Raw genomic sequence first — 23,730 nt, 5'->3', positions numbered from 1 at the left:
ACGTGCGGTCGTCGGCGGCCTTGCCTCAGAGCGGGAGCTTGAAGCCGACGTGTGAAGCCTCGAAGCCGAGCCGCTCGTAGAAGCGGTGGGCGTCGGTGCGGGAGGCGTCGGATGTCAGCTGGACCAATCGGCAGTCCTGACGGCGGGATTCCGCGACCGCCCACTCGATGAGTTCCGTCCCCAGACCACTGCCGCGCTCGTCGGCATGGATGCGTACGGCCTCGATGACCGAGCGCGTGGCCCCTCTGCGGGACAGCCCGGGAATCACGGTGAGCTGCAGGGTGCCGACGATACGGCCGTCGCGGACGGCGACGACCAGGTGCTGGTTGGGGTCGCGGCGCAGACGCTCCAGGGCGTCCAGGTACGGACTCAGGTCATCGGGGGATTCCCGTCGGGCACCCAGCGGGTCGTCGGCCAGCATCGCGACGATGGCGGGCACGTCATCGGCGTCCGCGGCTCGTATCTCAAGATCTGCCATGAGCGCAGCCTACGAGGGCACGCCCATGGAAGGCACAGGGTGCGCGGGCGCGCTGGCCGACTCCACGACCCGGACCAGGGGGGCCAGGTTGGGGTTCTCGGCCGCGTCGTCGAGGGCCTCGCGCAGGGCGGTGTCATTGGTGGGCCGCGCCTCGGCGAGGAGCCTCAGTCCCGCGTCGCTGACATTCGTGTAGATGCCGCGCCGGTCGGTCGGGCAGAGGTAGCGGGCGAGCAGCCCGCGGTCCTCGAGGCGGGTGACCAGCCGTGTGGTGGCGCTCTGGCTGAGTACGACCGCGTCCGCGACCTGCTTCATCTGGAGATGGCCGCCCACGCCGTCGTGCTGTCGGCTGAGCACGTCGAGCAGGGAGTACTCGCGCACGCTGAGACCGTGCTCGGCCTGCAGCGCTCGCTCGATGTGGGCCTCGATCCTCCCGTGCAGCAGGGAGAGTGCGCACCATCCCTGGGAGAGGGCGGTGAGCGCGGGGTCCGTGGCTGTCATGGCGTTTCCTCCGTCCCGGAGCGGCTGAAACCAGGATAGAGCACAGGCGCAATAGCCCGCTGTTGCATATAGCCCGCGTCTGCAACTATTGTGAACGCAGGCAAAGTGCCCGCGCAATCTTCTGGAAGGTGTACCCACCATGCCTCTCGCGCTTCTGGCCCTCGCGATCGGGGCCTTCGGAATCGGAACGACCGAGTTCGTGATCATGGGTGTCCTCCCCGAGGTCGCCGGAGACTTCGGGGTCTCCATCCCGATGGCCGGACTGCTGGTGACCGGCTATGCCCTGGGGGTGGTCATCGGCGCGCCGATCATGACCGCGCTCGGCACGAAGGTGTCCCGCAAGCGGATGCTCATGGTGCTCATGGGGCTGTTCGTCCTCGGCAATCTGATCTCCGCCGCGGCCCCGGCCTTCTGGCTGATGTTCGCGGGCCGGGTGGTCGCCTCCCTCGCGCACGGTGCCTTCTTCGGTATCGGCTCGGTGGCCGCCGCCGAACTGGTCGCACCCGAGAAGAAGGCCGGCGCCATCGCGATGATGTTCAGCGGGCTCACGATCGCCAATGTCGTCGGCGTCCCCCTGGGCACGCTGATCGGGCAGTCCGCCGGCTGGCGAGTCACCTTCGCGGGAGTCGCCGCGCTCGGCGTCATCGGACTGCTGGGCATCGCCAAGCTGGTCCCGGAGATGCCGAAGCCCGAGGGCGTGCGTCTGCGTCATGAGCTGGCTGCCTTCAAGAACGTCCAGGTCCTGCTGGCGATGGCGATGACCGTGCTCGGATTCGGTGGCGTCTTCGCGGCCGTCACCTACATCGCGCCGATGATGACGCACGTCGCCGGCTTCGCCGACGGATCGGTCACCTGGCTGCTGGTCCTCTTCGGCCTCGGCATGGTCGGCGGGAACCTGATCGGCGGCAGGCTCGCCGACCGCGCGCTGATGCCGATGCTGTACGCCTCTCTGGGCGGCCTCGCCGTCGTGCTCGCCCTCTTCACCGTCACCGCTCACAACAAGATCCTGGCGGCCGTCACCATCGCTCTCATCGGCGCTCTGGGCTTCGCGACCGTGCCTCCTCTCCAGAAGCGCGTTCTCGACCAGGCGCACGGTGCCCCCACGCTGGCCTCGGCCGTGAACATCGGCGCCTTCAACCTCGGCAATGCCCTCGCGGCCTGGCTCGGCGGCGTCGTCATCGCCGCGGGCCTCGGCTACACCGCCCCCAACTGGGTCGGTGCGGTTCTCGCCGCCGGCGCGCTCGTCCTGGCCGTCCTCTCGGCCGCTCTGGAACACCGCACGTCCCGCCCCGGCGTCGTGGTCGCCGGAGGCGTCCCCGCCGAACCGCGGACCGCCGTCCACCACTGACCGACCGGGCCGCCGCGGGACCAGGGCCGTTCCCGCGGCGACTCGATCCAGCACGCACCCGACTCGACAAGAACACCCCCACAAGGAGAGACCCTGATGAGCACCACCATCGTCGTCGCCCCCCTGACCATCGAGGACGCCGAGATTCTCGTGGCCGCGGCCCGACGCGCCGCCGAAGCCGCCGGTGTCCGGATCAGCGCCACCGTTCTCGACGCGGGCGGCCACCTGCTCGCCTTCCGGCGCGACGACCAGGCCGTGCTGATCTCGGGAGAGACCAGCACACGCAAGGCCTACACGGCACTCCAGCTCGACTCGGCCACCGCCGATCTCGTCGACGCGGTGCAGCCCGGCGGTCTCTTCCACACCCTGCCCACCGCGCTGGACCGCCCCCTGCTGTTCATCGCGGGCGGCGTTCCGGTCCGCCGCGACGGCCGTCTGATCGGCGCGATCGGGGTCGGCGGCGGTATGCCCGACCAGGACCACGGCTTCGCCGTCGCCGCTGTCGAATCCCTCGTCTGACCCCACCGGCCGAGGCAAGCGTCCGCCGGACGGTCCTCCGGATGTGCCGGTCCCCCCATGTACAGGGGGACCGGCACTCGGTGTTTCCGGAACCCTCGGATCTCTCGCCGGCGGTTCCGGCACCTTGCGGATCTCTAGCCGGCGGCCACGGTCAGCGGCGCGAAGCGGCGGGTCCAGTCACCGGGCAGTTCCGGGATCTTGTGCGTCATGACCGCGTTGAAGCCGACGGAGGCCAGCCCACGTTCCTTCAGCCAGCTCAGCAGGTCCTCGTGCCGCGTGTCGATGTCGGTGCGCAGGGGACGGTCGGTGTGGGCGGCGAGCGAGGAGACGAGCGCCTTCGCGGTCTTCGTGTCCCGGGCGATCACAGGGCCCACGACGTGGGTGGTCATGTTGGGCCAGGCAGCCGCATAGCCGACGATCCGGCCGTTCTCCTCGGCCACGCGCAGCTGATCGGCGAAGGCCGGCAGCCGCGTGATCATGTGGGTGCGGTCGCTGCCGAAGACCTCCTCGTCCAGCCGCAGGACGGGGGCGAGATCCTCCGCCGTGGCCGGGCGGGTGAAGACGTCGGGCTCGGAGTTGTCGGGCGTGAAGACTCCACTGACCATCTCCGCCCGGCCGGTGACCTTGAATCCCAGCTCCTCGTAGAGCGGGCGCCCGTACTCGGTGGCGTGCAAGGCCAGCGGGGTCGTGCCCATCTCGTCGACGACGTACCGCATCAGGCGTCGGCCGACACCCTGGCGCGCGTATCGCTCGGCGACCAGGACCATCCCGATCGCGGCCAGTTCTGGACGCTCGCGAGGTCCGTAGTCCGTCACCACGCACGCGGTGACGAGACCGCCGGAGGGGTCGTCGATGCCGTAACCGGTTCCCCCGGCGAGCAACAGACCCCACTTGTGCTCCTCACGGGGCCAGCCCCGGTCCTCGGACAAGTCGGCGCAGGCGACGAGGTCGCGGTGCGTCAGACGGCGAATGGGCAGAGCGGTGAGGGAATGAGTCGACACGCAGGTCAGGCTGTCCGAGGTGGGGCTCTGCCGTCCACCGCTTTCCCGGCACTTCTACCGGCTTTTGGCCAAGCTGCCCATCACAGTGGCGCGTGACCGGGGGTTTCACGTGAAACCCCCGCCCCTGAAGGCCGGTTGTCCCAGTAGCCTCGACGGACATGGCGAGACTTCATCTCTTCGACCTCGACGGGACGCTGCTCCACGGCAGCACCGCGCCGTTGGAGATCTCCCGGCAACTCGGCCTGCAAGCCGAGACCATCGCGCTTGAAACGGCCATCTCCGAGGGCCGCATAGGTCCTCCGGAGTATGCGGCGCAGGTGCATGCTCTGTGGACGGATCTCACCGAGGCGCATGTGACGGCGGCTTTCGACGGTGCGCCATGGATGTCAGGGATCGAGGACGTCTGGAGGGAGATCCGGCGGAACGGCGATTACTGCGCCGTCGTCTCGCTGTCGCCCTCCTTCTTTGTGGAGCGCCTGCTGTCGTGGGGAGCGCACGCGGCTCACGGCTCGCGCTTTCCGGCTGTGCCGTTCGTGGAGCCGTTGGACCCGGCGGGCGTTCTCAGCGCCGCGGCAAAGGTACAGATCGCGGATCTGCTCTGTGCGGAGTTCGGGGTGAGCCGAGCCGACTGCGTCGCGTATGGCGACTCAGGCTCGGACAAGGATCTCTTCGGCGTCGTACCAGTGTCCGTCGCGGTCAACGCGAACCAGCATCTGTGCAGCCTCGCCACGCATTCCTACGTAGGACGGGACCTGGGTGCCGCCTATCAACTGGTCTGCCGCACCGGGTAGCTGTGAGCGGCCGGCTCGCGCCGGTGCCTTCCGGGTCAGCTCAGGTCGGGTGCGTGCATGGCGCGTACGCCCTCGATGTTTCCGTCGAGATAGTGCCTCAGCGACAGTGGTACGAGGTGGACGGAGGCGATTCCGACCCGGGTGAACGGGACGCGGACGATCTCGTACTCGCCGCTGGGCTCGTCCACCTCGGGACCGTGCCGCAGCGACGGGTCCATGGACTCCAGTCGGCAGACGAAGAAGTGCTGGACCTTCACACCGGTCGCGCCGCCGTCGTCGCCGATGTGCTCGACTGTGTCGACGAAACAGGGCACCACATCGACGATCTTGGCGCCGAGTTCCTCGTGCACCTCACGATGGAGTGCCTCGACGACAGTGGTGTCCTCCGGTTCGACCCCGCCACCCGGTGTGAGCCAGTAGGGATCGACGCCGGGCTTGGTGCGCTTGATCAAGATCAGGTCGTCACCGTCGAGCAGGACGGCACGTGCGGTGCGCTTGACCACGGGTCGGACGGTCATGGGAGAAATGTGGCCCGGCTGGTTCCACGTGAAACATCGTGCGGCCGCGATTCCGCGTGAAAGCCCCGAAGAATGTCCTGGACGCGGAGGAACCGGGTCGACGGCCGTCGTTCGATCCGCTGTGCCGTGGTCCTCGGCAGCAAGTGGATCTGACGTGGGTCCCGACTCCCCTCGGTGCCCGCCTCAGCTCCAGTCGGATGCCGCCCGCAGCAGCCACTCGTGCGCTCGGGCGATGTGCGGCATCGCCAGCGTTCCGGTCCGTACGACCAGGAAGTACGTACGCAGCGGGGGTACCGCGGGGTCGAGGAGCGCCACGACGTCTCCGCGCTCGATGGCGTCGGAGCAAAGATATTTGGGCAGGACGGCGAGCCCCGCACCGGCGGAGGCGCAGGCGAGGACCGCCCGGAGATCCGGGACGATCACCGTGCCGGAGGCGGCGGGGCGGCAGTCGAAGACCGAGGCCCAGTAGCGGGCGACGAGTGGCAACGACTCGTGGACCTCGACGATGGGGAAGTCCTCGAGAGCGTGGGCGCCCTTGCGACGGAGTTTGCCCGGGCCGATCTCGGCGGCCCAGCGCGGAGCGGCGACCAGGACATGCTCTTCGTCGCAGAGCGGAGTCGCGGTGAGAAGCGCACCCCGTGGCTGGGCCGTCGTCATGGCCAGATCGTGATGTCCGGCGGCGAGCCCCTCCATCGTCTCCTCCGCGTTGCCGAAGGAGACGCGCAGGGCGAAGCCCTGGCCGTCGTCGCCGGTCAGTTCGGTGAGAGTGGGCAGCGCGCGTTCCGCGGTGAACTCGGGGGGTCCGGCGAGGTGCAGCGTGCGAAGGGACGAGTCCTCGTCGAGGCCGGTCTCGGTGATCTCCACGAGGGCGTCGAGATGCGGCGCCGCCTTGTGGGCGAGTTCGTCGCCGATGGTCGTGGGCGTCACCCCACGTGCCTGGCGCAGGAACAGGGGCCGCCCCAACTGACGCTCCAGCGTGCGGATCTGCGACGTGACGGCCGGCTGGGACAGGCCGAGCAGTGCGGCGGCACGAGTGAAGGAACCGGCCCGGTGCACGGTCAGGAACGTGCGCAACAAGGCCAGGTCCATGGTGCGTGCCCCTCCCTTTCAGCACCCCGCGCGAGCCCAACTATAAATAAGTCGATAGGTCTCTGTCGCTACTGTGATTGGACACTGACACAGAGTCAACTAGCCTTGTTCGCGCGGTTCTTCGCGCGCAGAACCGGGACGGTCCGAGCCACGAGGGGGGAGGCTCGGACCGTCCGTTGTACGTAGTGGGGGTACCGATTCCGCCGCGGCGGACGCCCTACTCCGCGGACGCCTCGAGGGCCCGCAGGATGTCCGCCACCAGGTCCTCGGGGTCCTCGGCGCCGGCGGAGAAGCGGATGAAACCCTCCGGGACGGCGTCGCCGCCCCACCGGCCGCGCCGCTCGGCCGTGGACCGCACCCCGCCGAAGCTGGTGGCGTCGTCCACCAGGCGCAGCGCGTCCAGGAAGCGCTCCGCACGCTCGCGCGAGGGCAGCGTGAAGGAGACCACGCATCCGAAGCGACGCATCTGCTGCGAGGCGATCTTGTACGAGGGGTCGTCGGGCAGTCCCGGGTAGCGCAGCCCCGTCACCTCCGGACGGTCCCGCAGGACTTCGGCGATCGTCCTCGCGGTGGCGGTCTGCCGGTCGGCCCTCAGCTGGAGCGTGGCGAGCGAGCGGTGGGCCAGCCATGCCTCCATGGGCCCGGGGATGGCTCCGACGACCTTGCGCCAGCGTCGTACGGGAGCCATCAGACCGGCGTCCCTGCCGGTGACGTACCCGAGGAGGATGTCGCCGTGCCCGGTGAGCATCTTGGTGCCGCTGGCCACGGAGAAGTCGGCGCCCAGCTCCAGCGGGCGCTGTCCGAGCGGGGTGGCCAGAGTGTTGTCCACGGCGACGAGCGTGCCCTGCGCGTGGGCGGCGGCGACGAGGCGTCGCAGGTCGCAGACGTCGAGACCGGGGTTGGACGGCGTCTCGATCCACAGCAGCTTCGCGCCGTCCAGGACCTCGAGCTGGGCGTCGCCGGCGGTGGGGGCGGTGCGCACCTCGACGCCGAACGCGGTCAGTTGCTCGCGCACCAGCGGAAGCACCTGGTAGCCGTCGTCGGGCAGGACGACGATGTCGCCGGCCCGCAGCTGCGAGAAGAGCACCGCGGAGATGGCGGCCATGCCGGAGGGGAAGGAGAGCGTTTCGGCGGACTCCTGCCCGGGTGCCTCCAGCTCGCCGATGGCGCGCTCCAGAAGCGTCCAGGTCGGGTTCTCGTCGCGGCCGTAGGTGTAGGGGCCGGTGGGCTCACCCGGCAGATGGAAGTGCGCGGCGAAGACCGGGCCAGGAAGAGTCGGCTCGTACTTGACGGGCTCGGGCAGCCCGGCGCGTACCGCCCGTGTGCCGTCGCCCGGCACCTTTGCCCCCGTGACCGGGCGCTCTCCCGCGGGGCCGGTGCCCTCGTCGTTCGCCGCCACGAAATCCTCTGACGTCATACCGCTCGTCCCTCCACTTGCTCTCGTACCTCGGCGAGCAGCCCGGGGCTCGCCGCCTCCACCATCTCAAGACATTCCTCGAAGCCGTCCATGTGTCCGTAGTACGGATCAGGGACGTCCAGGTCGTCGCCCGCGGTGGGGTCGTACGAGCGCAGCAGCCGGACCTTCCCGGCGTCCTCGGCACCATTCGCGAGGCGTCGCAGGGCCTTGAGATGGCCTGTGTCGAGGGCGATGACGAGATCGAGACGGGAGAACCACGAAGCCTGGAACTGCCGGGCCGCGTGGTCGCTCTCGTAGCCGCCCGCCTCCAGCACGGCGACGGTGCGCTCGTCGGCTCCGTCGCCCTCGTGCCAGCCGCCCGTGCCCGCGCTGTCGACCTCGACGAGCTCGTCCAGTCCGGCTCGCTCCACGTGGGCACGGAAGACGGACTCGGCCATCGGCGAGCGGCAGATGTTGCCGGTGCAGACGAAGCAGACGCGGTAGGTCATGAGGCTCTCTCAGTCCTTCAGTCGCCGTCGGGCAGAACGACGTTGAGCGCCCAGGAGACGACGGAGATGATCAGGCCGCCCAGGACGGCGGTCCAGAAGCCCTCCACGTGGAAGCTCAGGTCGATTTTGTCGGCGACCCACGAGGTGAGCAGCAGCATCAAGGCGTTCACCACAAGGGTGATCAGGCCGAGGGTGAGGACGAAGAGCGGAAAGGTCAGTACCTTCACGACCGGCTTGACCAGGAAGTTCACCAGTCCGAAGACCAGCGCGACGATGAGGAGCGTGCCTATCTTCCTGCCCGTGCTGTCACCCGTCAGGGTGATCTTGTCGAGCAGCCAGACGGCGACGGCCAGGGCCCCCGCGTTGGCGAGCGTCTTGACTACGAAATTCTTCATGTGTCTGATCGTGGCAGAGAGATCGACTGGCCAGAAGAGGCTGTGGAAACAGCCTGCGACGCACAAGAGCGGACGAGGGCGATGAAGGCATTCCGGCTGGATGAACTGGAGGCGGAACGCGCCGCCAACGACGGTGCCTACCTGCAGTTTCTGCGTGAACGGAACATGTCGGTCGGGCTGTACGCGCTCGACGCGGGCGCCCTCGATCCGCAGAAACCGCATGCCCAGGACGAGGTGTACTTCATCGTCAGCGGGCGGGCGTCGATCACCGTCGGCCTGGAGACCACACAGGTGGCCCGGGGCGGCGTCGTCTACGTGCCCGCCGGGGTCGCCCACAAGTTCCACCACATCACGGAGGATCTGCGGGTCCTGGTGGTGTTCTCTCCGCCCGAGAGCTGACCCCGCGTCTCAGGGTTCCCTAGGGGGACGGTCAGGGGAGGACAAGGGATGCGAGGTCACCGCACGGCCCCCTCCCCGGCCTAGCATCGGGTGCGAGACATCAGAGAACCCGGAATCAGTGTCCCGGTGTCGGGGCCACGGGCGAGGAGAGGTAAGGACAGGGCGATGCAGGAGATCTTCAGCGGTATGCCGTGGTGGGTGAAGTGGGTCGCGGTGCCGGTCATCGCTCTCGTGGTGTTCGGCGGCCTGATAGCGAGCGTCGTCGGGTTCGTCATCGGCCTGCTCTTCAAGCTGCTCGTCTTCGTCGCGCTGGTCGGCGGGCTCATCTTCATCGTGCGGAAGTTCATGTCGGGTTCCTCCTCGCGCAGCGACTGGTGAGGCGCCGGAGGGCGAGCGACAGGTAACGGCGAAAGGGGAAAGGGAACCCAAGGTTCCCTCGGCAGGGGGAAGTTTCCGGTGAGGCCGCGTATGAGCGGTGAGGGCCCGTTAGAGTCCGGAACTCGACGCGGGGCCGACCCCGCGGGCAGCGCACAGCCCTCCCGTGACTCCCCGCACGGGCGGTCCTCCTCGCTCTTCGGAGTGCCCCTTGGCCACGGTTGACACCGCACCCGCACCATCCGTCGCTCCACCCTTCCGGCGACCGGGTACGCCCGCGGCGGCACGCGTTCCGCCGGCCCAGCCGCGTACCTCGCCGGGGGAGCCGTCTCTCTCGCGCAGCCCGTCGGCTCCGCCCAGGGGGACGGCGCAGCCCCGGAATCCGACAGCGGAGGAACCCGCCCGGCGCACCGCGCCGGTGGAAGGGCACACCGCGCCGGCGGCGACTCGTGGTCCGACCCGACCGGCCACGGGGACGGCACGGCAGGCCCGCGCCCTTTCCGCGGAGCCGGAAGCCGCTCCCATGGACTCCCACACCACCACGTTGATCGGCTCGGTCCAGCGCGCGATGCGTCTGCTGGAGGCCGTCGCCTCGCGTGAGCAGGGTGCCCCCGCCAAACAGCTCGCCCGGGAGGCCGGGCTGGCGTTGCCGACCGCCTACCACCTGCTGCGCACTCTGGTCCACGAGGGTTATCTGCGCCGTGACAGAGGGCTGTTCTTCCTGGGCGAGGCCGCCGAGCGGCTGAGCAGCAGCGGAGCCCGGCAGAAACGTCGCAGCACAGTGAGGGACACCCTCGCGCGCTGGCGCGACGTGATCGGAGCACCCATGTACTACGCGGTCTACCGCGACGGTGAGATCGAGATCATGTGTGTCGCCGACACCCCGGCGAACCCGGCGGTCGAGGAGTGGGCGGACTTCCGCGAGACCGGGCACGCCCACGCGGTCGGCCAGTGTCTGCTGGCCCAGCTGGACGACAAGTCCCGGCGTGAACACCTCGACCGCTACCCGGTGCGGGCGCTCACCCCGTACACGGTGCGTGACGAGGACCGGCTGCTGCGGCGTCTGGAACGGACGGGCCGGATGGAACCGGTGATCGAGCGGCAGGAGTACGCGCTGGGCACGGTCTGCGCCGCGATTCCGGTCACCGTGGGCAGTTCGGCCGCGGTCGTGGCCTTCTCCCTCCCGTCCCATCAGGGCGACCGGCTGATGCCCGTGGCACGGCAGCTGCAGAACGAGGTCGGCCGGCTGCTAGGAACACTCGCCATCTCTATCAGTATCTGAAAACTCACTCCTTGTAATACGGCATGCACGTTGAGCAATATTTCCAGCAGTGTCAGGTGGGACGAATCCTGGCCAGTCGACGGTAAACGACGGGGTAGGCGATGCGTGAGTCGGTGCAGGCAGAGGTCATGATGAGCTTCCTCGTGTCCGAGGAGCTGTCCTTCCGCATTCCTGTCGAGCTGCGATACGAGACCTGTGATCCGTACGCCGTGCGGTTGACCTTCCACTTGCCCGGCGACGCGCCCGTGACCTGGGCGTTCGGGCGGGAACTGCTCGTCGACGGGGTGGGCAGGCCCTGCGGTGACGGCGATGTGCACATCGCTCCGTCCGACCCGGAGGCGTTCGGCGAGGTGCTGATCCGGCTTCAGGTCGGCGGCGATCACGCGCTGTTCCGGTCCGGGGCCGCGCCGCTCGTCGCGTTTCTCGACCGGACGGACAGGCTCGTGCCGCTCGGGCAGGAACGCTCCCTCGAGGGTTTCGACACGTCCCTCGACGCGGTGCTCGACCGCATCCTCACGGAGGAACAGAGCGCGGGCTGAGCGTCGGCGGCCCACGGAGCGGCGTAACGCTTCCTCACAAGGGGCGCCGGTGCAGGATGGTTTCCGCGCTGTCGCGGGACGGCTCAGTGCTTGCGGCGGCGTCCCTTCCCACTCCGTGCCGGCGCCCTGTCGGCCGCGGGCTGCGCCGGGACGGGCGTGCCGCCTTCGCGGTCCGCGGCGACCACCAGCGCGGCCAGCGCGGTCGTCACGGGCACCGCGGCGACCAGGCCGATCGATCCGACCAGAGTGCGCACGATCTCCTCGGCGACCAGTTCGCTGTTGGCGACGGTGCCCACGCTGCTCTGGGCGATCGAGAAGAGCAGCAGCAGCGGCAGCGCGGCGCCCGCGTAGGCCAGGACGAGCGTGTTGACGACCGAGGCGATGTGATCGCGGCCGATACGGATGCCCGCGCGGTACAACCCGCGCCAGCCCATCGTCGGGTTCGCCTCGTGCAGTTCCCACACCGCGGACGTCTGCGTCACCGTCACATCGTCCAGGACACCGAGCGAACCGATGATGACGCCGGCCAGCAGCAGGCCGCTCATGTCGATGGATGGGTACAGACCGTGGATCAGGCCGGTGCTGTCGTCGGTGTTGCCGGTCAGTACGGCCCAGTCGATGAAGACCGAGCCGAGGAGCCCGATCAGCACCAGGGAGAGCAGGGTGCCGACCACCGCCACGGACGTCCGGGCCGACAGACCGTGACACATGTAGAGCGCGATCAGCATGATCGCACTGGACCCGACGACGGCCACGAGCAGCGGGTTCGAGCCCTGCAGGATCGCGGGCAGGATGAAGAAGTTCAGGATCACGAAGCTGATGGCCAGGGCGACCAGGGCCATGATGCCGCGCATCCGGCCGATCACCACCACGACCACCGCGAAGATCACGGCGAGCAGTGTCAGGGGCAGCTTCCGGTTCGCGTCCGTGACCGAGTACTGGAGGTCCTTGGGGGCGGAGGGTTCGTAGGCGACGACGACCTTCTCGCTCCGGTGCAACTGCCGTGACTGATCGGGCTGAACGATCTCGGTGAACGTGCGGCCCTTGTCCTTGCCGGTGTCGATGCGGACGGTCGCCTTCTTGCACTCTCCCCCCGCCCCGGACTGAGCGGAGGAACCCCCGGCGGCTGAGGTGCCGTCCGTCGCGCTTCCCGAGGAGGCGTTAACGGACTTGCAGTCCACCTGGTCGATCTTCGTGACCGTCGCCTGCTGGGTCTGCCGGTCGAACCCGACACCGGTGCGCTCGTGGGACGGCGCGCCGCCGGGCCACAGCACCACGAGACCCACCACGACCGCGGCCGCGAAGGGGATCAGTACCGCGGCGATGACCTTGCGCAGCTGCTTGGAGACCGGCGCGGCGGGACCGTGGCTGTGGGAATGCCCGTGTCCGGCGCCCGCAGGCTCGTTGTGCCCGCGGCGGGGACCCGGCCCGTGACCGTCGCCCGAACCGTGATGACCACCGCCTGGTCCATGGCCGTGGTCGTGCTCTTGCTCGTGGCCGTGACCGATAGCGGAGCCATGCCCACGGCCGTCGTCGGAGCCGGGACGGTGCGGTGGCTCGGGCGGGGGGAGCGGGTGCTGTCGGGTCGTCGTCACCGCCCGATCATCGCAAGAACGTCAAGGGCCCTCTGTTCACCGCGCCAAACATGACGCTAGCGTGGGGGCACCTTTGCACACGCGGGAGCTCGGAGCACCGGGCTGAGAGGGCGCTGACCTCCGTCTTCGCGATGTTTCACATGAAACATCGGCGATCGGAAGCCGCTGCGTCGACCGCTGAACCTGTTACCGGGTAATGCCGGCGTAGGGAGTAGGTCTCATGACCGACAAGGATGTACGCACGCCTGCCTCCAGTCGGACGGACGGGGTTTCCCCGCCGTCCCCGAACGGCCAGGACGGGCAGTCCATCGGCTGGCACAAGGCATACGTCGGGGGTGCTCGACCCGATCTGCGGGTGCCGGTTCGCCAGGTGCACCTCACCAACGGGCAGTCCGTGACGCTGTACGACACCTCCGGCCCGTATACCGATCCGTCCATCGACACCGATGTGCGCAGGGGGCTGACGCCGCTGCGTGAGAGCTGGATCATCGCCCGCGGAGACACCGAGGAATACGCGGGCCGTCCCGTCCGTCCCGAGGACGACGGGATCAAGCACACGTCCCCGCGCGGAGGACTGCGCAATCTCGACGCGGTCTTCCCCGGCCGGCCGCGTCAGCCGCGCCGGGGGCGGGACGGGCAGGCGGTGACCCAGCTCGCCTACGCGCGGCGCGGTGAGATCACGCCCGAGATGGAGTTCGTGGCGGTCCGTGAGAACGTCGCGCCCGAGGTCGTACGGGAGGAGATCGCCGCGGGCCGAGCGGTGCTGCCCGTGAACGTCAACCATCCGGAGATCGAGCCGATGATCATCGGTAAGCGGTTCCTGGTGAAGGTCAACGCCAACATCGGCAATTCCGCGGTGACTTCCTCCATCGAGGAGGAGGTCGACAAGATGACCTGGGCGACCCGATGGGGCGCCGACACGGTCATGGACCTGTCCACCGGCCGCAACATCCACACCACGCGTGAATGGGTGCTGCGCAACTCTCCCGTCCCCATCGGCACCGTGCCGCTCTACCAGGCGCTGGAGAAGGTCGACGGCCGTGCCGAGGAGCTGACCTGGGAGATCTACAAGGACACCGTCGTCGAGCAGGCCGAGCAGGGCGTGGACTACATGACGGTTCACGCGGGCGTGCGCCTCGCGTACGTGCCGCTCACCGCGAACCGCAAGACCGGCATCGTCTCGCGCGGCGGCTCGATCATGGCCGCCTGGTGCCTCGCGCACCACAAGGAGTCGTTCCTGTACGAGAACTTCGAGGAACTCTGCGAGATCCTCGCCGCGTACGACGTCACCTACTCGCTCGGCGACGGGCTGCGGCCGGGTTCCATCGCGGACGCCAACGACGCGGCGCAATTCGCAGAGTTGAGGACGCTCGGGGAACTCAACAGGGTCGCGAAGCGTTTTCAGGTACAGACGATGATCGAAGGCCCGGGACATGTCCCGATGCACAAGATCAAGGAGAACATCGACCTTCAGCAGGAGATCTGTGATGAAGCTCCGTTCTATACCCTCGGTCCGCTGACGACGGACGTCGCGCCGGCGTACGACCACATCACTTCCGGCATCGGTGCCGCGATGATCGCCTGGTGGGGCACGGCCATGCTCTGCTACGTCACGCCCAAGGAGCACTTGGGCCTGCCCGATCGCGACGACGTCAAGACCGGCGTCATCACCTACAAGATCGCCGCCCACGCAGCCGACCTCGCCAAGGGGCACCCAGGTGCGCAGGAATGGGATGACGCGCTCTCCGACGCCCGCTTCGAGTTCCGGTGGGAGGACCAGTTCAACCTGGCTCTCGACCCGGACACGGCACGGGAGTTCCACGACCAGACGCTGCCGGCCGAGCCCGCCAAGACGGCCCACTTCTGCTCCATGTGCGGGCCGAAGTTCTGCTCGATGAAGATCAGCCAGAACATCAACGAGCGGTTCGGCGGTGACGTGGCCGACGGCGCCTCCGCCGAGGAGATCTCCGAGGGCATGCTTCAGAAGTCCCGGGAGTTCGCCGAGGCGGGCAACCGCGTGTACTTGCCGCTGGCCGACTGAGCCGGATCACGGGGGGCGCGGTCCGGGGCGGACACCCGGACCGCCGCCCTCGGCACGGTCACGGTGTGACGTCCTGCGGGTACCAGCGCAGTTCGACGGTGTTGCCGTCCGGGTCCTGGACGTAGACCGAGGTGGCGTTGCCGCGCGCGCCGAAGCGTTTCACGGGGCCCTCGAGCACGGTGAAGGATCCCGACGCGATGACCTGGTCCCAGTCCAGAGGTTCCACGGTGAGGCAGATGTGGTCGACGTTGGACCCTCCGCGGCTATGGGCGGTCAGGTCGATGATGGTTTCGGCCGTGACCCTCACCGACGGGAACGGGGCCTGGCCGCGCCGCCATTCGTCGACGCGTACGGGTTCGAGGCCCAGAAGTCCGGTGTAGAAGGCCAGGGACCGTTCGACGTCCTCGACATTGAGGACCAGGTGGTCGAAGGCCTTCACGCGCAGGGCGGTCATGTCGTCTCCAGGGCGATGGCGTGGCGAAGCCACGTGCTGAACAGGGCGGGGTCGATCTCGTCGGCACGGCCGAGCTTCACGGAGGCCATCCGGCGGGCTCCGGCGACCAGCCGGCCCGATGGATCGGCCACGTCCTGGCCGCGCCAGAGGCCGAAGGTGACGTAGGACGTGTAGGCCTTGAGCAGGCATACCGGGGCCCGCCCCGGCTTGTCCCCGAGGCTCCAGGTGGGATGGCCGTGCCACAGCGTGCCGGAGTCGTCGGGGAGGGCCGAGTCGATGACGTTCCTGGTTCTCTCGCCGATGTCGCGCAGCGGGCCGTCGAGACCGTTCAGGTAGGTGGTGATGTCCGAGGAAGTCATGTGGGTCCCCGTTCGGGAAGGGCGTGATGGGTGGAGTGGAGGTGGTGGCGTGGCGGGCGTGGTGGTGGGTGGAGCCGGGTGCGGAGGTGCTGTGCGCTCGGTCGGCCGGGGGCCTTGTCGGCTCTCACGCGGCCGGGTGGACGCCTTCTACGATCCGCCGCGAGACGGACGCCATCAAGGCATGATCACTGCACGACCGTTGAGTCAGATTTAACGCCGGGGGTTTCATGCTGGAGCGACTGGAGACCGAGATCTTTCTGACGCTGGCCGAGGAACTGCACTTCGGCCGGACCGCCGCGCGGCTGCTGATCACGACCGGGCGCGTCAGCCAGGTGATCAAGGCACTGGAGCGCAGAGTCGGAGCCTTGCTGTTCGAACGCAACAGCCGTTCCGTCCGGCTCACCGCGATCGGCCGGCAGCTGGCGGACGACCTGGCGCCCCTGGTCGCCGGGATGGAAGCGGCGCTGCGAAGGGCGGCCGACGCCGGCCGGGGCGTCACCGGAGAGCTGCGGGTCGCCTTCCTCGGTGAGTGGACGGCGCCCACGCTTCTCAAGGCGGTCGCCCTGTTCGGTGAGCGTCACCCGGACTGCCGTGTCGACGTGCGGGAGGTTCAGCTCGCCAACTCCCGGGCGAGTCTGCTGGACGGTTCGGTCGACGTGCTGCTGGCCTCGTTCCCCTTCGACGGCATGGCCTGCGGACCCGCACTGCTGCGGGAGAGACGGGTCCTGGCCGTCGCGGCAGGTCATCCGCTGGCCGGCGAGGAACGGCTGTCCCTCGAGGTGCTCGCGGACCATTCCGTGGTGCAGTACCCCCAGGTGACCTCGGCGGCGTTCAAACGGGACCGCACACCGGACCACACCCCCTCGGGCAGGCCCGTTCCGAAGGGGCCGGCCGGCGGGTCGTTCTCCGAAATGCTGACCCTGGTCGCGATGGGCCGGGGCGTCCTCCCGGTCGGGGAGCACTCGCGGCAGTACTACCCGAGGCCCGACGTCGCCTACGTCCCCCTTCACGACGCGCAGCCGATCGAACGGGGACTGGTGTGGATGGAGGGCAACACCACCGAGCGGCTGCGCGCGTTCGTACGGGCCGCGACGGACGCGGCCGGCTCTTCCCACGCGCGGGCGTATCGGCCGGATCCACTGACGGCTTCTCCAGGGAGACTGGGCGCATGACACCGACATCGATGAGCAAGGGTGCCAACCTTCCCGTTGCCGCGCAGGAGGTGCGGGTCGTACTCGGCTGGTCAGGAGGTCCCGGTGCGCCGGACGCCGATGCCTCGGCCCTGCTGCTCCGGGCGGACGGGCGGGTGCGCGACGACGGTGACTTCGTCTTCTACAACCAGCCCAGGCATGCCTCCGGCGCCGTGCGCCACTCGGGCAAGCGGCGGGAGGGGGACGGGACGACGGACACCGTCGAGGTGGATCTGCGTGCCCTGGAGCCGGAGATCCAGCGCGTGGTCCTGGGCGCCTCCGCCGACGGGGGCACCTTCGGCCAGCTGTCGGGTCTGAGACTGAGGCTGCTCGATGCCGGAACCGGGGAGGAACTGGCGTTCTTCGATATGGAGGCGACGACGGAGACGGCGTTCATCGGAGGCGAGCTGTATCTGCGGGGCGGACAGTGGAAGTTCCGCGCGGTGGGCCAGGGGTACGCTTCCGGGCTCGCGGGCCTGGCCACCGACTTCGGGATCAGCGTGGACGAGGAGCCGGGCACCGCAGGGAGCGCGGACGCGAGGAGCGCGCCCGCCGGAGCCACCGCAGCGGCACCGGTACCCCCGCCGGTCCCCGCATCCCCGATCGTGCCCGTCCCTCCGGCACCCCCGTCGCCACCGGCACCCCCGATCGCGCCCGTCCCTCCCGCGCCCCAGGCGCCCCCGGCCCCGGCTCTCGGCTCGGCTCCTCGTCTCGTGAAGGGTGAGGAGCGGCTGCCCGTCGACATGCGCAAGCGGCTCTCCCTGCGCAAGGAGCAGGTGGCGATCAGTCTGCGCAAGCACGGGGCTGTGGGCGTCAGGGCCCGCGTCATCCTGGTCCTGGACGCCTCCGGGTCGATGTCGTTCCTGTACTCCAAGGGCGTCGTGGCCGATGTGGTGGAACGGATGGCCGCGGTGGCGGCACAGCTGGACGACGACGGGGAGATGCAGGCGTGGACCTTCGCGTCGAACCCGGCCCGGCTGCCGGACCTCGCTCTGGGCGATCTGCCGGAGTGGCTGGAGCGCCACGTCCGGGTGGGTGAACTGACCTTGTTCAGAAGAAAGAAGCCGAAGAAGGGCCTGCTGCCGGGACAGGTGGACATGCGGGCGGTCGGCATCCAGAACGAGGAGCAGAAGGTGATTGCCGAGGTCCGGACGTTCGTCCGCGAGCACCCGGCCGCCGATCCCACCCTGGTGCTCTTCTTCTCCGACGGAGGCGTCTACCGCAACAAGGAGATCGAGAAGGAGCTGCGGGAGGCGGTGGACGAGCCGGTCTTCTGGCAGTTCGTCGGACTGGGGCGCTCCAACTACGGCGTTCTGGAGCGGTTCGACACCCTGCCGGGCCGACGCGTCGACAACGTGGGCTTCTTCGCGGTCGACGACATCAGCGACGTACCGGATCCGGAGCTCTACGACCGGCTGCTGTCCGAGTTCCCGTCGTGGACGAAGGAGGCGCGGCGGCTGGGCATCGTCTGAGACACCCCGAAGACAGCGCATGACGCCCGCAGGACGCCCCGGGCCGCCCGGAGGCGCGTGTGGAGGACCGCGCGCGCCGCAGCCGTAGGGACGCCCGCGCCGCGGCCGTGCACGGGAGGGACAAGCGCCCGCAGCGGGCCGCGCACAGGGCCCTGTCCGCGGCCGTACGGACGCGCCCGCGGCAGTCGGAAAGGGCCGCACCCGCAGCGGTGTGCGGGCCCGCGCACCTGCGCGGGCCCTCTCCCGCCAGACCCGGCCGTCGGCCGGGTCGGTCACTCGGGCTGGTGTTCAGGTCCCCCGAAGTCCGGGCTGGTGAAGTCCGGGCTGGAGAAGCTCGGGCGCGAGCCTGCCGCCGGTCCGTCCTCGGGGCTGCTGAACCCCGGCCTGCCGTACCCGAGGTGGGGAATGCGGCTGGGGGCCGGTGCGGGGCGGCTCAGTGCCGCCGAGCCCGGGTCCGCGAGGGCTTCCCGGAGGAACGGCATGATGCCGCGCTCCAGCAGGGCATCACGCCAGGCCTCCTTGGCCCGGGTGACCTGTCCGGTCAGCTCGTCACCCGCTTCGGCCTGGAGAGAGGACGAGCTGTTGCGCAGGGCGGTCAGCAGCAGTCCGGCCGCGGCGACCAGAATGGCGGCCGCCGTGATCGCGCCGAAGACCCATCCGGTGGTCAGGAGGGTTCGGGCGACGGTCGGTTCGGGATCGAGCATCTTCAGGGCATAGCCCACGAGCAGAAAGATCACCGCTGCCGTCCCGGCGAGGACGGGGGCGAGCACCGCGACGACGGCGACCGCGCCTGCTCCGGCGGTCTCGGTGACCTCTCCCATGGTGGCGGCGAGCCCCAACACGGTCGTGCCCGGCTCCGTGGAGCCGGTTTCCTCGCTCACGACAGCGGACCGCACCGGTCGGCGCAGTTCGCTGCGGATCTTCACGTAGTGCGCGTACTCGTCCGACGCGGCCGTCGTGATGAGGGCTGTGGCGTTGAGCGCCATGGTGCGCAGTTGTTCGAGGTTGAGCCGCTGGCCGACAGCGGCGAGTTCCGGACGGTGTGGTGCGGAGCGCAGCGCCTCATCGAGGATCCGCTCGTATTCCTGGCGGTCCTCGCTCAGCAGGTGCTGCGGAACGCTGTTCATCTGCATCCCCCGATGCTCCGTAGGGCTGGTGGCTCGCACGCTGACGAGCCGTTGGGCAGAAACGGAGGGGAGCCTGCTACGGATAAGCCGATGGTAGAGCGGTGACGGCACGCCGTGACAGGGGGTTTCCAGAAATTGGCCCCTGTCCGCAGCGGTCCGCCCGCCGGACGCCTGCCCGCTGAACGCTCAGATATCCAGGGGAAGTTGCTGGACCAGCAGCTTTCCGGCCATGGTCACTCCACCGTCCATCGCGATGGCCAGACCGTCGGCGTAGACGTGCGGTCCTTCGATCACGGGACCCGCTCCGGCCTCGCTGTCCTCCGGGACCACCTCGCCCAGAAGGTACGGAATAGGGCTGTGACCGTGGACGATGCGTGTGCCGCCGTACAGGTCGAGCAGTTCGTGGACCGCCTCGGCGCCGTCGTCGCGGAAGGCGAAGCGACGGGTGAACTTGCGGAAGAGGTCCCAGCAGTCCTCGGCGTCGTTGCGGGTGAGGGTTTCGCGGACGGTGTCGTTGACCGCTTCGATGGAGTCGCCGTAGTCGAGGTAGGCGGTGGTGTCGGAGTGCACCAGAAGGTGTCCGTCGACCAGCTCCATGGCGTCGAGGCGGGCCATCCACTGCAGATGGTGGTCCTGGAGGCGGTCCATGTCCGTCTTCTGGCCGCCGTTGAGCAGCCAGGCGGCCTGGAAGGTGGCGGTGCCGGCGCCGGAACTGACCGGGGTGTCGCCGAACCGCTTGGCGCCGAGCAGCAGCAGCTCGTGGTTGCCCATGAGCGCCTTGCAGTAGCCGCCGGCTGCGGCCGCCTCCGCGGACAGCCGCATCACGAGGTCGATCACGCCGATGCCGTCCGGGCCGCGGTCGGTGAAGTCGCCGAGGAACCACAGGCGCGAGGTTCCGGCCGACCAGTTCCCGGCGGCGTCGACGAGGCCCTTGGCCTGGAGCGCGGCGACGAGCTGGTCGAGGTAGCCGTGCACGTCCCCGACGACGTACAGCGGGCCGGGTCCGGCGCCGGGCGCCGGGGCGGGTGCGCCCGAGGGGTCGACGGCGACCTGCAGGGTGTCGCCGCGGTTGATGACCGGCAGATCGCGCTGCGTGGGCGTGTACCCCTCGGAGAACCCGTCCGGGAACTCCGACGGAGACTTCCCGGACGCGTAGGGGGAGGGTTCTCCCGACGCGTACCGCGCGTTCTCCCCGACGGGTCCGGCGCCCTCGCCATGAGGCGTGTTCTGCGCATACGGACCGGTCTCGTGGACGTACCCCGGTACCCGGAAGTCGCGCAACGTCGCCGTCCGCACCACCTCGGGTCCCTGACCGGCCCCCTGAGTCATCGACCCCTCCACCACCATCGCGCCGCATCTGCACCGGTTCGGACTGCCTGGTCGCAGCGGCCCGCGGTGTCGTCCGCCCATCATAGGAATGCGGATCGCGCCATGTGATGACCCAGGGGTGGTGAATCGGAACAGGAGCCCAGTTCACCGCGGTTTTCGCCCGAATTGGGCGGGGCTCGCCCCGCCCTTTCCTGATCGGGCCTCAGCCCTGCTCGGGTGATCGGGGCGGACTGACGGTCGTCCGGGGCGAACGGCGCTGCGACGAGGTCCGCACGATCAGCTCCGTCGGTATCACCTGCTCGACCGGTTGGTCCGATTCGACCCCTTCGATGGCGTCGATCAGCAGCTGGACGACGGCCGTGCCGATTCTGCGCGGTTTGAGGGAGAGAGTCGTGACGGGTGGCTCGGTGCTGGCGTAGACGTTCGACTCGCTGCAGCACACCAGCAGCAGGTCGTCGGGTACGCGCAGACCGTAGCGGCGGGCGGCGGCCAGCAGGTCGGTGCCGTTCGGGTCGAAGAGGCCGTAGACGGCGTCCGGGCGGTCGGGCCGGGCGAGGAGCCGGTCGGCTGCCACCGCTCCCGCACACGGATCGTGCGCGGGATAGGCCTCGTACACCGGATCCTGGCGCACGCGCTCGCACCAGCGCAGGTATGCGGTGGTGGAGAGGTGCGTGTACGTGTCCGTGGTGGTGCCGGTGAGGAGGCCGATGCGGCGGGCGCCGGCGTCGGCCAGGTGGTCGAGGATGCCGAGGACGGCGGCCTCGTGGTCGTTGTCCACCCAGGCGGTGACCGGGAGCGACCCCGCGGGCCGGCCGTCGGAGACGACGGGCAGCCCCTGGCGGACCAGCTCGCTGACGACCGGATCCTGGTCGGACGGGTCGATGACCACGGTTCCGTCCAGGGCGACGTTCGACCACACGTCGTGGCGGGAGGTCGCGGGGAGGATGACCAGGGCGTATCCCCGGGCGAGCGCGGCCGAGGTGGCGGCTCTGGCCATCTCGGCGAAGTAGGCGAACTCGGTGAAGGTGAAAGGTTCATCCCCGTACGTGGTGACGGTCAGGCCGATCAGGCCGGACTTGCCGGTACGGAGGGTTCGGGCCGCGGCCGAGGGGCGATAGCCCAGCCGGTCGGCGACTTCGCGGACATGGCGTCGGGTGGCGTCCGGGAGCCGCCCCTTGCCGTTGAGGGCATCGGACACGGTTGTGATGGAGACCCCTGCTGCCGCGGCCACGTCTCTGATGCCCGCCCGGCCCGGCCGACCGCCTCGGCGGGAGGTCTCCGCCCGGCTCACCTGGTGCTTCCCTGCTGCTGTCATGGCGAGCCGATAGTAGGGCTCTTACGGTGGGGTAGTGCGGACGCATATGCGCGCGTTGACAGGCACGTTTCTGCATGATCGACAGCGCCTAACTTCCTTTGAAGTGAAGGTAGTTGACCGATCCCACCCCAATACGTGACTTGTCGACGCGCGCGGACCTGCCAAGCGGGCCATGTTTCGAAGAGGTCTCAACTCACCTGTACGAGGGATGCGCGCCACGGCGTGAGCCACCGGCGCATGTGATAGTCGCCGACGCGCCCCCTTTCGTACGACTTCGTACGGGGACGGTCGTCGGACCGTGCGACGGCGACGGCCGGGACCTGCGCCGCCGGCGGGCGTGGATGATCACCCGGCCGGGCACGGGGTGGTGTCAGGTTGTCCACAGGCCATTCGCAGCGGCGCGGAATCCTCATAAGGTGAGAAGTATTAGGAGCCGGTGGTGGTCATGAGCCGCTGGTGGTCACGAGGAGGACTGCGGTGAGCGACACGAACCCCAAGCTGCGTGCCGAGCTGGCGGGTATCCCCACCTACAAGCCCGGCAAGCCCGCCGCGGCCGGCGCCGTGGCGTACAAGTTGTCCTCCAACGAGAACCCGTACCCACCGCTGCCCGGCGTGGTCGAGAGTTTGAGCGCGGCGACCGGTTCGTTCAACCGCTACCCGGACATGGCGTGCACGGGGCTGGTCAACGAGCTGGCGGACCGTTTCGGCGTCCCTGCCTCCCACGTGGCGACGGGCACCGGCTCGGTCGGCGTCGCGCAGTCGCTGCTGCAGGCCACGAGCGGTCCCGGTGACGAGGTCATCTACGCCTGGCGGTCCTTCGAGGCGTACCCGATCATCACGCAGATCAGCGGGGCGACCTCGGTGCAGGTGCCGCTGACCCCGGGCGAGGTGCACGACCTGGACGCGATGGCCGACGCCGTCACCGACCGGACGCGGCTGATTTTCCTCTGCAATCCGAACAATCCGACCGGCACCGTGGTCCGCCGGGCCGAGCTGGAGCGGTTCCTGGACCGGGTGCCGAGCGATGTGCTGGTCGTGCTGGACGAGGCGTACCGCGAGTTCATCCGTGACGCCGAGGTCCCGGACGGTGTGGAGATCTACCGTGACCGGCCCAACGTCTGTGTGCTGCGCACCTTCTCCAAGGCGTACGGGCTGGCCGGTCTCCGGGTCGGCTTCGCCATCGCTCACGAGCCGGTGGCGGCCGCGCTGCGCAAGACGGCCGTGCCGTTCGGCGTGAGCCAGCTGGCCCAGGACGCCGCGGTGGCGAGCCTGCGGGCCGAGGACGAACTGCTCGGCCGGGTCGGCTCCCTGGTCTCCGAGCGCACCCGGGTGGTCGACACGCTGCGCGGTCAGGGCTGGACGGTGCCCGAGACGCAGGCCAACTTCGTCTGGCTGCGACTGGGGGAGCGCACCCTCGACTTCGCCGCGCACTGCGAGCAGGCCGGTGTCGTCGTGCGTCCCTTCGCGGGCGAGGGCGTCCGCGTCACCATCGGTGAGACCGAGGGGAACGACATCTTCCTGAAGGCGACCGAGAGCTTCCCCAAGGGGATGTAGTCGCCCGGCGGACCAACTGTCCACAGGGACAGGCTTGGCCGTCACTCGTGAGGCATCGCCGGAGAGTCCGGAGAGAGGCCCGTACGCGTCGACCGCGTACGGGCCTCTCGGCGTACGCGGTGCGGACGGGAGGAGGGCGGAGGCCGGCGTTGGCGGG

25 protein-coding genes are annotated in these 23,730 nt (G+C 69.3%); 11 read left to right on the top strand and 14 right to left on the bottom strand.

From position 1 onward, the window contains the following. Positions 1–25: 25 nt before the first annotated feature. Together OG485_RS22105 and OG485_RS22100 are read right to left on the bottom strand one after the other, a co-directional pair. Positions 26–478: a GNAT family N-acetyltransferase gene (locus OG485_RS22105; protein WP_328670222.1), complete on the bottom strand. Its 453-nt coding sequence runs from the start codon at positions 476–478 to the stop codon at positions 26–28. A gap of 9 nt (positions 479–487) precedes the next feature. Then, entirely contained in the window at positions 488–976 is a 489-nt protein-coding gene (locus OG485_RS22100) for a MarR family winged helix-turn-helix transcriptional regulator (RefSeq protein ID WP_328670220.1), read from the bottom strand. A gap of 139 nt (positions 977–1,115) precedes the next feature. Between OG485_RS22100 and OG485_RS22095 the strand changes: the two genes are divergently transcribed. Both OG485_RS22095 and OG485_RS22090 read left to right on the top strand, forming a co-directional pair. Further along, on the top strand, positions 1,116–2,324 hold the full coding sequence (locus OG485_RS22095) for an MFS transporter (protein WP_328670217.1): 1,209 nt from the start codon (positions 1,116–1,118) through the stop codon (positions 2,322–2,324). Between the two features lie 96 nt (positions 2,325–2,420). Continuing rightward, positions 2,421–2,843 carry a GlcG/HbpS family heme-binding protein gene (locus tag OG485_RS22090; RefSeq protein WP_328670215.1) on the top strand — a complete coding sequence of 141 codons (423 nt, stop codon included), beginning with the start codon at positions 2,421–2,423 and terminating at the stop codon, positions 2,841–2,843. 134 nt (positions 2,844–2,977) lie between these two features. Here the strand turns inward: OG485_RS22090 and OG485_RS22085 are convergent, their stop codons facing one another. Beyond that, positions 2,978–3,844, bottom strand: a complete 867-nt coding sequence (locus OG485_RS22085; protein ID WP_328670214.1) for a GNAT family N-acetyltransferase — start codon at positions 3,842–3,844, stop codon at positions 2,978–2,980. 158 nt (positions 3,845–4,002) lie between these two features. Here OG485_RS22085 and OG485_RS22080 point away from each other — a divergent pair, with 158 nt between their 5' ends. Then, positions 4,003–4,635 (top strand): HAD family hydrolase, encoded by a 633-nt coding sequence (locus tag OG485_RS22080; RefSeq protein ID WP_328670212.1) that lies wholly within the window; start codon positions 4,003–4,005, stop codon positions 4,633–4,635. 35 nt (positions 4,636–4,670) lie between these two features. On the opposite strand, the gene OG485_RS22075 is transcribed toward OG485_RS22080, so the two are convergent. The 5 genes from OG485_RS22075 to OG485_RS22055 form a co-directional block, all read right to left on the bottom strand. After that, positions 4,671–5,153, bottom strand: coding sequence for an NUDIX hydrolase (locus OG485_RS22075; RefSeq protein WP_328670211.1), 483 nt, complete (start codon positions 5,151–5,153; stop codon positions 4,671–4,673). A 183-nt stretch (positions 5,154–5,336) separates the two neighbouring features. Next, positions 5,337–6,242: a LysR family transcriptional regulator gene (locus tag OG485_RS22070; RefSeq protein ID WP_328670208.1), complete on the bottom strand. Its 906-nt coding sequence runs from the start codon at positions 6,240–6,242 to the stop codon at positions 5,337–5,339. 217 nt (positions 6,243–6,459) lie between these two features. Further along, the gene (locus tag OG485_RS22065; RefSeq protein WP_328670207.1) at positions 6,460–7,659 is read right to left on the bottom strand and encodes a cystathionine gamma-lyase; all 1,200 of its coding nucleotides are present in this window, start codon (positions 7,657–7,659) and stop codon (positions 6,460–6,462) included. Continuing rightward, entirely contained in the window at positions 7,656–8,147 is a 492-nt protein-coding gene (locus OG485_RS22060) for a low molecular weight protein-tyrosine-phosphatase (protein WP_328670205.1), read from the bottom strand. The genes OG485_RS22065 and OG485_RS22060 overlap by 4 nt, the downstream gene beginning before the upstream one ends. Positions 8,148–8,164: 17 nt before the next feature. Further along, positions 8,165–8,542 (bottom strand): phage holin family protein, encoded by a 378-nt coding sequence (locus tag OG485_RS22055; RefSeq protein ID WP_328670201.1) that lies wholly within the window; start codon positions 8,540–8,542, stop codon positions 8,165–8,167. An 81-nt stretch (positions 8,543–8,623) separates the two neighbouring features. On the opposite strand from OG485_RS22055, the gene OG485_RS22050 reads away from it, so the two are divergent. From OG485_RS22050 to OG485_RS22035, 4 genes are all read left to right on the top strand, one after another. Next, on the top strand, positions 8,624–8,941 hold the full coding sequence (locus OG485_RS22050) for a cupin domain-containing protein (protein WP_328670199.1): 318 nt from the start codon (positions 8,624–8,626) through the stop codon (positions 8,939–8,941). A gap of 165 nt (positions 8,942–9,106) precedes the next feature. Then, positions 9,107–9,319, top strand: a complete 213-nt coding sequence (locus OG485_RS22045; protein WP_326786791.1) for a DUF5326 family protein — start codon at positions 9,107–9,109, stop codon at positions 9,317–9,319. Between the two features lie 520 nt (positions 9,320–9,839). Then, a complete protein-coding gene (locus OG485_RS22040; protein ID WP_328670196.1) occupies positions 9,840–10,598 on the top strand; it encodes an IclR family transcriptional regulator in 759 nt (252 codons plus the stop codon). A 101-nt stretch (positions 10,599–10,699) separates the two neighbouring features. After that, entirely contained in the window at positions 10,700–11,137 is a 438-nt protein-coding gene (locus OG485_RS22035) for an SsgA family sporulation/cell division regulator (protein ID WP_326786792.1), read from the top strand. A gap of 83 nt (positions 11,138–11,220) precedes the next feature. On the opposite strand, the gene OG485_RS22030 is transcribed toward OG485_RS22035, so the two are convergent. Then, positions 11,221–12,732 (bottom strand): YibE/F family protein, encoded by a 1,512-nt coding sequence (locus OG485_RS22030; protein ID WP_328670193.1) that lies wholly within the window; start codon positions 12,730–12,732, stop codon positions 11,221–11,223. A gap of 220 nt (positions 12,733–12,952) precedes the next feature. Here OG485_RS22030 and thiC point away from each other — a divergent pair, with 220 nt between their 5' ends. Then, positions 12,953–14,773, top strand: a complete 1,821-nt coding sequence (gene thiC / locus OG485_RS22025) for a phosphomethylpyrimidine synthase ThiC (RefSeq protein WP_328670191.1) — start codon at positions 12,953–12,955, stop codon at positions 14,771–14,773. A 58-nt stretch (positions 14,774–14,831) separates the two neighbouring features. On the opposite strand, the gene OG485_RS22020 is transcribed toward thiC, so the two are convergent. Then, a complete protein-coding gene (locus OG485_RS22020) occupies positions 14,832–15,227 on the bottom strand; it encodes a VOC family protein (protein ID WP_328670189.1) in 396 nt (131 codons plus the stop codon). Beyond that, positions 15,224–15,586: a DUF1801 domain-containing protein gene (locus tag OG485_RS22015; RefSeq protein WP_328670188.1), complete on the bottom strand. Its 363-nt coding sequence runs from the start codon at positions 15,584–15,586 to the stop codon at positions 15,224–15,226. Before OG485_RS22015 ends, OG485_RS22020 begins: the two co-directional genes overlap by 4 nt. A 227-nt stretch (positions 15,587–15,813) precedes the next feature. Here OG485_RS22015 and OG485_RS22010 point away from each other — a divergent pair, with 227 nt between their 5' ends. Next, positions 15,814–16,758, top strand: a complete 945-nt coding sequence (locus OG485_RS22010) for a LysR family transcriptional regulator (RefSeq protein WP_328670187.1) — start codon at positions 15,814–15,816, stop codon at positions 16,756–16,758. Continuing rightward, complete coding sequence (locus tag OG485_RS22005; RefSeq protein WP_328670186.1) at positions 16,755–18,248, top strand: VWA domain-containing protein; 1,494 nt, start codon at positions 16,755–16,757, stop codon at positions 18,246–18,248. The genes OG485_RS22010 and OG485_RS22005 overlap by 4 nt, the downstream gene beginning before the upstream one ends. A 272-nt stretch (positions 18,249–18,520) precedes the next feature. On the opposite strand, the gene OG485_RS22000 is transcribed toward OG485_RS22005, so the two are convergent. The 3 genes from OG485_RS22000 to OG485_RS21990 form a co-directional block, all read right to left on the bottom strand. Next, positions 18,521–19,381 (bottom strand): hypothetical protein, encoded by an 861-nt coding sequence (locus tag OG485_RS22000; RefSeq protein ID WP_328670185.1) that lies wholly within the window; start codon positions 19,379–19,381, stop codon positions 18,521–18,523. Positions 19,382–19,561: 180 nt separating this feature from the next. Next, entirely contained in the window at positions 19,562–20,704 is a 1,143-nt protein-coding gene (locus OG485_RS21995) for a metallophosphoesterase (protein WP_328670184.1), read from the bottom strand. 202 nt (positions 20,705–20,906) lie between these two features. Beyond that, positions 20,907–22,019: a LacI family DNA-binding transcriptional regulator gene (locus OG485_RS21990; protein WP_328670183.1), complete on the bottom strand. Its 1,113-nt coding sequence runs from the start codon at positions 22,017–22,019 to the stop codon at positions 20,907–20,909. A gap of 477 nt (positions 22,020–22,496) precedes the next feature. Between OG485_RS21990 and hisC the strand changes: the two genes are divergently transcribed. Beyond that, positions 22,497–23,573: a histidinol-phosphate transaminase gene (gene hisC, locus OG485_RS21985; protein ID WP_328670182.1), complete on the top strand. Its 1,077-nt coding sequence runs from the start codon at positions 22,497–22,499 to the stop codon at positions 23,571–23,573. The last annotated feature ends 157 nt before the right edge of the window (positions 23,574–23,730 follow it).

The sequence above is a fragment of the Streptomyces sp. NBC_00328 genome (genome assembly GCF_036139655.1).
In the GTDB taxonomy this organism is placed as follows: domain Bacteria; phylum Actinomycetota; class Actinomycetes; order Streptomycetales; family Streptomycetaceae; genus Streptomyces.
The sequence above is the reverse complement of the archived record's forward strand: the minus strand, read 5'-3'. Positions and strand labels throughout refer to the sequence as shown.

Bases quoted from the DNA above. Each gene is read 5' to 3' on its own strand.
- OG485_RS22065 (WP_328670207.1), bottom strand. From the start codon at position 7,659: ATGACGTCAGAGGATTTCGTGGCGGCGAACGACGAGGGCACCGGCCCC.
- OG485_RS22095 (WP_328670217.1), top strand. From the start codon at position 1,116: ATGCCTCTCGCGCTTCTGGCCCTCGCGATCGGGGCCTTCGGAATCGGA.
- OG485_RS22070 (WP_328670208.1), bottom strand. From the start codon at position 6,242: ATGGACCTGGCCTTGTTGCGCACGTTCCTGACCGTGCACCGGGCCGGT.
- OG485_RS22010 (WP_328670187.1), top strand. From the start codon at position 15,814: ATGCTGGAGCGACTGGAGACCGAGATCTTTCTGACGCTGGCCGAGGAA.
- OG485_RS22035 (WP_326786792.1), top strand. From the start codon at position 10,700: ATGCGTGAGTCGGTGCAGGCAGAGGTCATGATGAGCTTCCTCGTGTCC.
- OG485_RS22080 (WP_328670212.1), top strand. From the start codon at position 4,003: ATGGCGAGACTTCATCTCTTCGACCTCGACGGGACGCTGCTCCACGGC.
- OG485_RS22105 (WP_328670222.1), bottom strand. From the start codon at position 478: ATGGCAGATCTTGAGATACGAGCCGCGGACGCCGATGACGTGCCCGCC.
- OG485_RS22000 (WP_328670185.1), bottom strand. From the start codon at position 19,381: ATGCAGATGAACAGCGTTCCGCAGCACCTGCTGAGCGAGGACCGCCAG.
- OG485_RS22015 (WP_328670188.1), bottom strand. From the start codon at position 15,586: ATGACTTCCTCGGACATCACCACCTACCTGAACGGTCTCGACGGCCCG.
- OG485_RS22055 (WP_328670201.1), bottom strand. From the start codon at position 8,542: ATGAAGAATTTCGTAGTCAAGACGCTCGCCAACGCGGGGGCCCTGGCC.
- OG485_RS22060 (WP_328670205.1), bottom strand. From the start codon at position 8,147: ATGACCTACCGCGTCTGCTTCGTCTGCACCGGCAACATCTGCCGCTCG.
- OG485_RS22090 (WP_328670215.1), top strand. From the start codon at position 2,421: ATGAGCACCACCATCGTCGTCGCCCCCCTGACCATCGAGGACGCCGAG.
- OG485_RS22075 (WP_328670211.1), bottom strand. From the start codon at position 5,153: ATGACCGTCCGACCCGTGGTCAAGCGCACCGCACGTGCCGTCCTGCTC.
- OG485_RS22045 (WP_326786791.1), top strand. From the start codon at position 9,107: ATGCAGGAGATCTTCAGCGGTATGCCGTGGTGGGTGAAGTGGGTCGCG.
- OG485_RS22020 (WP_328670189.1), bottom strand. From the start codon at position 15,227: ATGACCGCCCTGCGCGTGAAGGCCTTCGACCACCTGGTCCTCAATGTC.
- OG485_RS22050 (WP_328670199.1), top strand. From the start codon at position 8,624: ATGAAGGCATTCCGGCTGGATGAACTGGAGGCGGAACGCGCCGCCAAC.
- OG485_RS22100 (WP_328670220.1), bottom strand. From the start codon at position 976: ATGACAGCCACGGACCCCGCGCTCACCGCCCTCTCCCAGGGATGGTGC.
- OG485_RS22040 (WP_328670196.1), top strand. From the start codon at position 9,840: ATGGACTCCCACACCACCACGTTGATCGGCTCGGTCCAGCGCGCGATG.
- OG485_RS21995 (WP_328670184.1), bottom strand. From the start codon at position 20,704: ATGACTCAGGGGGCCGGTCAGGGACCCGAGGTGGTGCGGACGGCGACG.
- thiC (WP_328670191.1), top strand. From the start codon at position 12,953: ATGACCGACAAGGATGTACGCACGCCTGCCTCCAGTCGGACGGACGGG.
- OG485_RS22005 (WP_328670186.1), top strand. From the start codon at position 16,755: ATGACACCGACATCGATGAGCAAGGGTGCCAACCTTCCCGTTGCCGCG.
- OG485_RS21990 (WP_328670183.1), bottom strand. From the start codon at position 22,019: ATGACAGCAGCAGGGAAGCACCAGGTGAGCCGGGCGGAGACCTCCCGC.